This window comes from Anabaena sp. CA = ATCC 33047 (assembly GCF_963870205.1).
Taxonomy (GTDB): Bacteria; Cyanobacteriota; Cyanobacteriia; order Cyanobacteriales; family Nostocaceae; genus Trichormus.
This window is the reverse complement of sequence record NZ_CAWMSA010000049.1, coordinates 7,883-18,439: the sequence shown is the minus strand read 5'-3', so window position 1 is coordinate 18,439 and position 10,557 is coordinate 7,883. Positions and strand designations below refer to the sequence as shown.

7 protein-coding genes are annotated in these 10,557 nt (G+C 41.7%); 2 read left to right on the top strand and 5 right to left on the bottom strand.

Translation table 11 applies throughout. The features are described from left to right. The first annotated feature begins 131 nt into the window (after nt 1–131). A complete protein-coding gene (locus AACS98_RS16510) occupies nt 132–1,988 on the top strand; it encodes a serine/threonine-protein kinase (RefSeq protein ID WP_066381804.1) in 1,857 nt (618 codons plus the stop codon). Between the two features lie 165 nt (nt 1,989–2,153). Here the strand turns inward: AACS98_RS16510 and AACS98_RS16505 are convergent, their stop codons facing one another. The 4 genes from AACS98_RS16505 to AACS98_RS16490 all read right to left on the bottom strand — a co-directional run bounded on the left by AACS98_RS16505 (nt 2,154) and on the right by AACS98_RS16490 (nt 8,570). After that, nucleotides 2,154–3,593, bottom strand: a complete 1,440-nt coding sequence (locus AACS98_RS16505; protein WP_066381806.1) for a S8 family peptidase — start codon at nt 3,591–3,593, stop codon at nt 2,154–2,156. A 538-nt stretch (nt 3,594–4,131) separates the two neighbouring features. Continuing rightward, nucleotides 4,132–6,798 (bottom strand): type I secretion system permease/ATPase, encoded by a 2,667-nt coding sequence (locus AACS98_RS16500; RefSeq protein WP_066381802.1) that lies wholly within the window; start codon nt 6,796–6,798, stop codon nt 4,132–4,134. Then, nucleotides 6,747–7,505, bottom strand: coding sequence for a peptidylprolyl isomerase (locus AACS98_RS16495; protein WP_066381795.1), 759 nt, complete (start codon nt 7,503–7,505; stop codon nt 6,747–6,749). Before AACS98_RS16495 ends, AACS98_RS16500 begins: the two co-directional genes overlap by 52 nt. A gap of 273 nt (nt 7,506–7,778) precedes the next feature. Next, the gene (locus AACS98_RS16490; RefSeq protein WP_066381794.1) at nt 7,779–8,570 is read right to left on the bottom strand and encodes a TIGR00297 family protein; all 792 of its coding nucleotides are present in this window, start codon (nt 8,568–8,570) and stop codon (nt 7,779–7,781) included. Nucleotides 8,571–9,078: 508 nt separating this feature from the next. Here AACS98_RS16490 and AACS98_RS16485 point away from each other — a divergent pair. Beyond that, complete coding sequence (locus AACS98_RS16485; RefSeq protein WP_066381792.1) at nt 9,079–9,510, top strand: VOC family protein; 432 nt, start codon at nt 9,079–9,081, stop codon at nt 9,508–9,510. Here AACS98_RS16485 and AACS98_RS16480 read toward each other — a convergent pair. Further along, complete coding sequence (locus tag AACS98_RS16480) at nt 9,440–10,108, bottom strand: esterase/lipase family protein (protein WP_066381790.1); 669 nt, start codon at nt 10,106–10,108, stop codon at nt 9,440–9,442. The genes AACS98_RS16485 and AACS98_RS16480 overlap by 71 nt on opposite strands. Nucleotides 10,109–10,557: the final 449 nt, after the last annotated feature.

Sequence of the window (10,557 nt, the reverse complement as noted above, 5' to 3'; positions counted from 1 at the left end):
TCCACTACTGCGCTTTCTGTTGGGCAGGAAGCCTACACTGACCGCTTGCGGCAGTGTAGGTAGTTCACGGAACATAACCTAGATTGACAACGTGATGTACATTGAGAAATGGCGGACATATTTAACTGTTCATGACATCTATTCTGCTGAACAATCGCTATCAAGTGATTCAGGTACTCGGTGCTGGTGGATTTGGGGAAACATTTTTGGCGGAAGATACTCACATGCCTTCCCGCCGTCGTTGCGTGATTAAGCAGCTTAAACCCGTTGCAAATAACCCCCAAACCTATCAAATAATTCAACAGCGATTTGAAAGAGAAGCTGCCACTTTGGAATATTTGGGCGAAAATAGTGACCAAATACCCAAACTCTATGCTTACTTTTTAGAGAATGGGCAGTTTTACCTTGTGCAAGAATGGATTCAAGGTCAGACTTTAAGAGATATTGTCAAAGCTAAAGGCTATGAAAATGAAACGATAGTGAGAGATATTCTCATTAGCCTACTTTCAGTTTTGGATTATGTCCACAGTAAAGGAATTATTCACCGGGATATTAAGCCAGATAACATTATTCTGCGTTCCCGTGATTTGAAGCCGGTTCTGATTGATTTTGGCGCAGTTAAGGAAACTATTCGTTCAGTAGCAAGTTCTCCAGCTTATGCTACCCGTTCGATGGTGATTGGTACACCTGGTTATATGCCGAGTGAACAAGCGATAGGTAGGCCAGTTTATGCTACTGATATTTATAGCTTAGGTTTGACAGCAATTTTTTTGTTAACTGGTAAAAATCCGGAAGCATTGCCCACAAACCCACACACAGGTGAGATTATTTGGCAACAAGATGTGCCTCATGTTTCCCCAGATTTAGCGAGGGTGCTGAATCAGGCGATTAAACCGCAGGTGAGCGATCGCTTCAGCACTGCCAAGAAAATGCTGTATGCTTTATCTAGTTATACTAATTCTACGAGCGATCGCACTGTTGCCCCTGCATCTAATCATACTGCTACAGTGCAACCTACCCAACAAACTCAGGCACTATCACCACCTGCCAGAATTCCCCAGAAAAAACCACAACCGCCTATTTGGATGTTCGCCGGTTTGATAGTTGGTGGTTTAATTAGTGGGGTAGCAATATCTAGTCTGACTCGTCAATCACCATCTACCCCACCCATTGCGAATAATCCTGTCCCCAATTCTATCCCGCAATCTGAAGCGCAGGCTACCACGCCCATACCCACTAATTCACCCAACATTAATTTACCCATTCCTTCCCCATCCCCTATTACGTCTGACTCCAACCAACAGCCAGTCAATTCTGCACAATTACCCCAGACTACAAACCAGGAAGTCGAGGAAAATCTTTCAGACACATCAGACAATACACCTGTCGCAGTTGATACGCCTACGCCTGAAGAAACATCAGCACCACAACCTCAAGAAACATTAGCACCACAACCAGAAACAGACAATCAAACCGTTGTCGTAACTCCAACACAGACAAATTCACCACCACCAACACAACCCCCGCACAAACAAGAAAATACTAGCAAGCCCGGCGTTCCCGCCTTTCCTACAGGTACATCCAGAAGCAAGGTAGAAGCCGCACTTGGAAAGCCAAAGCGAGATTTAAGAGGTTTGTGGGGTAATACTCGTGCTGTTGTCTATACTGTAGCCCCCAACCAAATTGACTTAGGCTACTTATTTGATCGGAATACGGGAGTGCTAAGACAAACTGAGGCATCTTTTGCCCAGTCTGTAGGTTTGCAAGTTATGCAAACTACTCTCAATGGTAAGTTAAGCGGTCAAGCTACTGGCGAAATTCAACAGGGCTTGCAACAAGTATACCAGGGTCAGAAAGACAATTTTACTTTTACTGTCGGTAGGGTTAAAGGCCAAATTGTACGTAACAACTGTGGTTCAATTTATATGAGTATTTGGGATGCAGACTTACACGATTTTGTCAGTCCGTCCTCAGCTAAACAGTGTTAAGGTGAGTAATATCATGTCCGTTTGAATAGTTATCATATCTGTTGGGGTAGGGAACAGGGAACAGGGAACAAGAAAAGGGAAAAGGGAACAGGGAAAAGATCAGCATCGAAAACTTATCATAAGTAATTAGCCGGACATGATATGGTATATTTTACATGTCCTCAACTACCGCAACAGTTTTTGATAGTCTTCCAGTTGTCTGATAATGTCATTGATTAATTGCCCAAAATCAAGATTACCGTTATTAATATCGGTGGGGCTGTTGGCTAAACTGTGAACAGGTTTACTGTCAGAATACAGGTATTCAAACTGAACTTTGGCAGTCAGTGATTTATCACTGTGTTCCAGATTTGAGCTATTTGTGTGAGTGTTGCTGTCTGAAAAAGATTTGAGGTGAGAACTAAAAGGCTGGTTGGCTGAAATATTCGTGGAGAAACCTCCCAGGAAGTTATCTAGAAACGGGTTGAAGTCAAAGCCTGGTGTTGGTGTATTATTGCTATTGCGATCGCTACTATTTGCTGTACCTGTAATGATTTGTCTGACTTGGCTTGCCGTCAGATTTGGGTTAGCACTCAGCATTAAGGCAACTACACCAGCAACATAAGGAGATGCCATAGATGTACCGCTATAACTGGCGTACTCATTTCCTGGTAAAGTAGAGTAAATATTCTGTCCTGGGGCTGTAACGTAAGCCAGTTGATTGTTACCTGAACGGTTAGAGAAGTCAGTCAAATTACCATCTTGATTGACAGCACCAACAGCAATTCCTGATTTATCAGCATAGCGGGCGGGATACCCTGGTGATGAACCACCATCATTACCTGCTGCCATGACGACAATTACGCCTTTACTGCTAGCATATTCAACAGCAGATTTGAGCGTTTGGCTAGAAAAATCACCGCCTAGGCTGAGGTTGATGACTTTCGCACCATTATCTACAGCGTAGTAGATACCGTTAGCGATCGCACTATACGCACCCGAACCCGAACTATTCAACACTTTCACAGGCATAATCTGGGCATTGTAAGCCACACCCGTCACACCATAGCCATTATTCTCACCCGCAATAATCCCAGAAACGTGAGTACCATGTCCGTTGTCATCTAAGGTATTGTTATTTTTACCGTCAAAGTTCCAACCATGCACATCATCTACATAGCCGTTACCATCATCATCTATGCCATTACCAGCAATTTCTCTACTATTAGTCCAAATATTATTTTTTAAATCAATGTGATTGTAGTCCACACCCGTATCAATGACTGCAACCACAATTCCATTACCTGTATATCCATTGTTCCACACTTCCGGGGCTTTAATCATATCTAATCCCCAATTATTTCCCCCAAGCTGAGGAACATCACTATAGGGATTCTGCCCAGTGGCTTCAGACACGGCTTTAGACGCATCAATTAAGCCATAGCCATCTTTGGAATTATAACTGCTGCTAGCAGTAGCAATACTATCTGTTGCTGAGACAAAGCTACTAGCACTGATTTGTGAATTATAGTTATTCTCTGGATTAAATGTATTAAGTGAGGAGAGATACTGAGAAGTTTGCCCGTCAAAAGAATTGGATTTGAGACTCTCATCATAATTGGGCATAGGTATTTGCTCCTCTAAGAAAATATCTGTTTTTTTTGGCAGCATTAATTGATAAAACCTTGGTGCAAGGTTTTCAGGTATAAATTTGCCACCTTAGCCCATAATTACTATGAAATAAATCAGTAAATTGCTGTGGTTTTTACCAAAATTTAGCAATTAATTTTTAATGATTTATTTAGATTGTCGATTTACAGATATCTTTTGTCATTTACGTGAGAAAATATTCAGGTGTTGGCTGGTTTTCAGGGTTTATTTTGTTGACAAATATAGATGTTTCAAATTTTAAAGTAATTTGGAAAAGTCAAAGTTTCTAAACAAATATTTTGCGGTACGCACGATTGTATAAAGATTGAATATTTTAATGTTTGAACGCAGATGGACGCAGATAAACGCGGATGATTTTGTATGATATTTGGTGGCAATTTGTGATGAGATATTATATCTAAAATGAAAAGACGCGATTCATCGCGTCTATAAAAGAGGGGTTTGGGGTTGATAGGTGGCGTAATTTTTACGTGTTTACTATGGTTTGAATCTGCTAAACATTTGCTTGCTGGCGTTGATAAAGTGACCAGTACAAACCTTTTTGCTGTAATAATTGTGAATGTGTACCACGTTCAGCAATTACGCCTTTTTCTAAGACTAAAATTTGGTCGGCTCGTTTTAGCGGGGCAAAGCGGTGAGCAATTAGAAATACAGTTCGATTAGCCGATACTTTTTGTAGATTTTGCAATACCTGTTGTTCTGTTTCACTATCTAAGGCACTGGTAGCTTCATCTAAGATTAAAATCGGTGCGTCGGCAAGAAACAACCTTGCTAAAGCAATGCGTTGTCTTTGTCCCCCAGATAAAGCTGTACCTCTTTCTCCGACGTTAGTTTCGTAACCGTAAGGTAGTTGACTGATGAAGTCATGGGCTACGGCTAATCTGGCTGCTTCTACTACTTGCTCGGCGGTAATGTTAGGATTACCAAGGGTGATATTTTCCAAGATGGAACCGTTAAATAAAAAGTCTTCTTGGAGAACTACAGCAATTTGTTGGCGCAGGGAAGCTAAGTCTGCACTCTTGATATCAAAGCCGTCAATGAGAATGCGTCCTGATTCAATTTGGTAGAGTCTTTGTAAGAGTTTAGAAAGGGTACTTTTACCAGAACCACTGCGTCCGACAATACCAACAAATTGCCCTGGTTCGACATTAAAGGAAATTCCCCTTAACACAGGTTCAGTGTTAGCTTTATATCGGAAAAATACTTGCTCAAAAGTAACTTGTCCTTTTAGGGGTGGTAAAACTAACCCTGTTCCCGTTTCGGCTTCTGGGGCAACGTTAAGAATGTCGCCAATTCTGTCTACTGAAAGTAAAACTTGTTGCAGATTCTGCCATAATTGAATTAACCGCAATAATGGCCCTGTGACTCTGCCTGATAGCATTTGAAAGGCTACCAGTTGCCCGACTGTCAGCTTTTGTTCAATGACTAATTTAGCTCCAAACCACAGAATTAATAAAGCAGAAAAATTAGTGAGGAAGTCACCTATATTACTGCTAATATTAGATGTGGTGGAAGCTTTGAAACCTGTACGCACGAAACGAGCAAATAAACCTTCCCAGCGATCGCGCGCTACTAATTCCGCCGCATGGGCTTTGACAGAATGAATGCCTGTGACTGTCTCTACTAAGAATGATTGACTGTCGGCGTTGCGGTTAAAGGTTTCGTTTAGCCAGTTCCGTAAAATCGGTGTCGCCACTAATGTCAAGGTGGCAAACAGTGGTAACACTGCTAACGCCACAATGGTGAGAGAGATGTTGTAGTAAAACATCAATGCCAAATACACCACGGCAAAGATGCTGTCTAAAATCACCGTTAGTGCTGTACCTGTGAGGAATTGGCGGATTTGTTCAAGTTCCTGCACTCTGGCGACGGTATCCCCGACGCGCCTTGACTCAAAATAAGCCAAGGGTAAACGCATGAGATGGCGGAATAACTGCGCTGATAAACTTAAGTCTAAGCGTCGGGCTGTGTGAGTAAAGATAAATAGCCGGAGAATTCCCAGGATAGACTCAAATAAGGCGATAAATAAAAGTGCGATCGCCATGACATCGAGAGTGGGTAAACTCTCCTGTACCATGACTTTATCAATTACCACCTGAGTAATTAAAGGTGTTCCTAAGCCCAATAGCTGCAAAGTAAAAGAAGCTAGTAAGACTTCGCCTAAAAGTCCGCGATATCGCCAAACCGCAGGGGTAAACCAACTCAGGTTAAATTTTTCTTGTTGGGATATCAGTTCAACTTGCCATAACTTACCATCCCAGAATTGATCAACTACTGACTGGGGTAAGCTTTCACATAGGTTGTCAGGATTTAAAGGATTAGCAATAATTAAGCGATCGCCTTTCATCCCATAAGCGATTACCCAAGCCGCTTGTTTAGATGAGTGCGATTGCCACTGCAATAACACCGGAAACGACAATTGACGCAATTCCGCCCAACTAACTTGTAACCGTCGCAGCGTTAAACCCAACTTTTCGCCAGCTTCTACCACTTGCTTAGGATTTTGTCCCCGCAGTTGGCGTTGAACCCATTCCAGTTTTACCGAGTTATCTAACTGTTGGGCAGCCATTGTTAAACAAGCAGCCCCCGTATTCCAACTAGCCACAAACGGATAATTTTGGGTTGTCTGTGGAGGAGTTGGTGTTGTTGGCGTTGATTCTGGTGTGATGACGGGGAATGCTTGCGCCCCTGCGGCGATTTCTGGATTTTCCGGCTGTTTCACACCTAACCAAAACTGTTCCATCTCTGGGGTAGATATTTCCGCCCACAGTTTCGTCTCCCAACAAACTACTGCTACCTCTTTACTAGCCGCTACAACTTTGTAATCTCCTGCAAGTTTTTGTAAGTCACCAAACCAATCACCCGCTTCTAAAGCTGCTAAAGGTTGCCCTGTATCCTCTTCCCGCAGACGCACTTTACCAGCAATAATTAAAAACTGGTAGCCTCCCAATTCGTTTGACCAAATTTTCTCACCTAGTCGATAGCGACGGGTTTCTAAACGCTGTTCTAATTGGGATTTTTGCTCAGGATTGAGCAAATTTAGCGGCGGTTGATGCCAAGGTATAGCAGCTAGCAAGTTTTTTCTTAGAGATTCATTTTCCTGAAGTTCTAACTTACTTGTAATTTGACTGTCAGCTTTTGAATTTTCTCCGCTAGCCATTTTTCAAATAATTCGTTTTGTAGTGCTTGCTGTAGTTGAGTATCTTCTAAAGACGCTGGCAAAAATTGTTCTACACGAAACAAACCATAACGTCCTTCAATTTCTATCGGCCCTATGATTTGCCCAGGTTTGGCAATATCAATAGCAGCCCTTAAAATATCGGGCATCGTTCCCCGGCTAACGGGGCCCATCATGCCGTTAAAAACCCGATCATCTGCTAGTGAATATTCCTTAGCTAATTGCTCAAAATTACCTCCTTCTTCAATTTGGATTTGTAATTCTTCTGCTAGTTCTCGACTATCAACGATAATCCGCGAAATTACCACCCGATCTAGAAAGATTTTGCGTTCAATGAAATATTCTGACAGTTTAGTTGCAGTAACTACAGATTTGAGTTTGTCTACCTTAAATTTCAAAACAATTGATGCGTGGAATCTGGGGTAATCTGTACCATTTTGTTTGAGCCATTCTTGAAAGGTATCAGGGTCAGCTAACTGATTTTTTAGGCGAAAATCAATAATAGCCTGTTCAGTTACGCCTGGACTAATTTCAATATCATCTCGCGTGTTAATTTCTTGCTCAATCACATATTGACGCATAATATCGCCGATGAATTGAGCAAGTTTGCCTGAAGTTTGCAGATATTGTACTGTCTTTTCTACAGAAATTGGTTGGTCATCTATACTCAAAAAGGATAAAGTTTCCATGAAATCACCTGGTAAAAACAGCTATAAGTTTATAAACTATAAGCAATGGTAAGCAATAAGAGATTTTAACAAAATAATATTTTAATGGCGATTTCTGGTCACAGGCAAAATGGTCAAATTCAACTATGTAGCTGAAAGTGACTTCACCTATATTTATGAAGCTGCAAAATAACCGGGTAAATGCTAATCAAGTTAACAAGTAAAGAGTGCTAAGTCTTGAGTAAAAACACTAGCTTTTAGCCTCTATTCCCTACTCCCTACTGTCTTACCTCTCTACTGAAGACTTATCCAGATGAATGCGAATAGCATAGCGGCGATCGCACCAATCAGAGTGTTAATAATATTAACGACTTCATTCGTCAGCCAAGTATATTCAGCTTGTACAGTTGCCCCAATTACACTTTCTAAATTAGTAGCAATCAAAGCAGCCAAAACGCACCAAACAATACCCAACGGTTGCAGCAACCCCACACTCCAACCTAAAATAGCGATCGCCACGGAAGCCACAACACCAGCCAAAGTCCCCTCTAAACTCACCGCCCCCTCTGTACCTCTAGGCACTGGTTGCAATGTCGTAATCAAAAAGGTACGTTGACCATAGGCTTTACCCACTTCACTAGCACAGGTGTCAGACAGTTTAGTGCTAAAACTGGCAACATAGCCCAATAACAGTAGAGATTGCAGATGAGAGACAGGCAACTGGGAACTAGGTATCAGTCCGGAATTAATTAATCCCAATCCTACAGCACACAACGCCGCAGTCAATGCCGAACCCCAGACATTTTCCGGGCCTCTTGCGCCTGAACGCTTTTCAGCAATGCCTTGCGCTTCTTTTTCTGCCATACCAATGCGCGTTACACCAGAACCCACTAAAAAATAGAACCCTACCACTACATATCCCTGCCAACCTAGAGTTCCCCAAATCAACACACCCAGTAACCAAGCGTGGAGTATTCCCGCAGGAGTCAGCAGCTTTTTAGGCGCAAACCACACTAAACTTAATAAAATAGTGTTCAGTCCTATTCCCACTAACCAAGGATTGGCAGAGCTAAAAAATGAGAACATCAGCCATCAACCATCAATAGTTTTGCCAAGATATCAACAGAATAGCGAATTTTATCACTGACAGGCGACTTTAGCCGTCATAATTCACAATACCCTACAGTATCTTGCTCAAACCTGTATCTGCTTGATTTCCTCGACCTCCTCATCCCTAAAGTAGATAGTTTATATTCACTTTACGGGTAGAAATATCAATAAACAGGCAAAACCGCAAAAAAATTATGTTCCAGGGTGCCTCAGATAGCAAAAATACATTTATCAGTCTGACGCACCCTACAAGACTCCTCAAGATGATGCCAAAGCCGCCAATAGAATAGAAGTTATATCATGTCCGGTTGAATCGTTATCATATCTGTTGGGGTAGGGAACAAGAAAAGAGAAAAGAGAAAAGATCAGCATCGCAAACTTATCATAAGTAATTAGCCGGACATGATATTAAGGTATCCTAAAACTGTATTTCAATTAACTACTCTTGTATAGACACGATTCATCGCGTCTCTTGGTAAATCCTATGAGCAAAACTTTATTTCATCTCGCTTTCCCTGTTACTGATATCGCTCAGGCAAAAGCTTATTATGTTGATGGCTTGGGCTGTACACCCGGACGCGAAAATACCCATGCTCTAATTTTGAATCTTTATGGTCATCAATTAGTAGCTCATCTCACCAAAGAACCGTTAACACCCCAACGGACTATTTATCCCAGACACTTTGGTTTGATTTTTACCGAACAAACAGACTGGGAAACACTGCTACAGCACGTACAACAAAAACAATTGTCGTTTCGTGAACTGCCGAAAAACCGTTTTCCTGGTTCTCCCCTAGAGCATCGTACTTTCTTTTTAGAAGATCCGTTTTATAACTTAATGGAATTTAAGTATTATTGCCACCCAGAGGCGATTTTTGGTAGCTATGAATACGCAGAGATTGGCGATCGCGCTTAATCGGTTCTGCCAAGGCTGCGGCTACAGATGCTATACACCGCGAGTCTGTCAGCATCCATGAATGTAACGCGACTGGGATGATCACTTCTCTGCCTAAAGGCATTTTAGAGCTATTCGTCGGGACAATCATCAAATCATAAGGTGTCCAAATCGAAGTAAAGTTTAACTGCTGCAACATCATAGCATCCTGATTCAACTCTCTGAGAAATTCACTGTTAGGACGCATTTGCATACATCCTGGATTCTGCGAAGCATAAGCAACCACCGTACCATGATGTGGTGAAGAAATCGTAATGAACCGTTGCACACGGTTAATTCCTCCCAAACGTTGGATATAGTAACGGCTGACAATTCCACCCATGCTAAAGCCGACTATATCCAAGGGTGCTTCTGGTGCAAAAGTTTTGGCAATATAATCAGCTAGTTGCTGTGCTAACACATCAAGACCGACTTCACCCCAGTTCGGGACTAAATTCAGAGAATACACCGGCCAACCCTGTTGAGCCAAACTAATAGCCATCTGATTAAATACAGCTTCTGTATCGGTAATGCCATGCACCAATACCACGGCATGACGCTGCTGGTTGTGAATTTCCATTGTTTAATCAATCTATATCCAGTCTGTAGAAAATGTAACTCAGTCTGATCCCCGTCCGCAGCCTGATTATGACACTCTTCTGATTGGTTGAAAATACTACTATTGATATAGGTAATAGATACCCGTCCCAAAAAACAATGTTAAATTATGTTAAGCTTCCTTTCAGAATCTTGCTCTCAGTTACGGTAAAATTTAATAATTAGTTTTCAGTGTTGGCAGCTTGTAAGTCTTAGTTAACAAGAGTCCGCCACCTTTACCGTTAGTATGAAGCTGGATGAAAAACCAACCAATCCAGTTTGTAGAATACATTGCTAATCGACAAATAAGTTAGTATTTCGACGTAATTTTTAACATTACAGTCAAGGTTACAAATATAGAACTCAGGAGTCAGTCTCATGTTCGGTTTTCTCAAAAATTTAATTGGTGGCATCGTTAGTTTCATCACTGGT

Coding starts and splice junctions, on each gene's coding strand:
- AACS98_RS16490 (WP_066381794.1), bottom strand. CDS start 8,570: ATGTTCTCATTTTTTAGCTCTGCCAATCCTTGGTTAGTGGGAATAGGA.
- AACS98_RS16485 (WP_066381792.1), top strand. CDS start 9,079: ATGAGCAAAACTTTATTTCATCTCGCTTTCCCTGTTACTGATATCGCT.
- AACS98_RS16480 (WP_066381790.1), bottom strand. CDS start 10,108: ATGGAAATTCACAACCAGCAGCGTCATGCCGTGGTATTGGTGCATGGC.
- AACS98_RS16505 (WP_066381806.1), bottom strand. CDS start 3,593: ATGCCCAATTATGATGAGAGTCTCAAATCCAATTCTTTTGACGGGCAA.
- AACS98_RS16510 (WP_066381804.1), top strand. CDS start 132: ATGACATCTATTCTGCTGAACAATCGCTATCAAGTGATTCAGGTACTC.
- AACS98_RS16500 (WP_066381802.1), bottom strand. CDS start 6,798: ATGGCTAGCGGAGAAAATTCAAAAGCTGACAGTCAAATTACAAGTAAG.
- AACS98_RS16495 (WP_066381795.1), bottom strand. CDS start 7,505: ATGGAAACTTTATCCTTTTTGAGTATAGATGACCAACCAATTTCTGTA.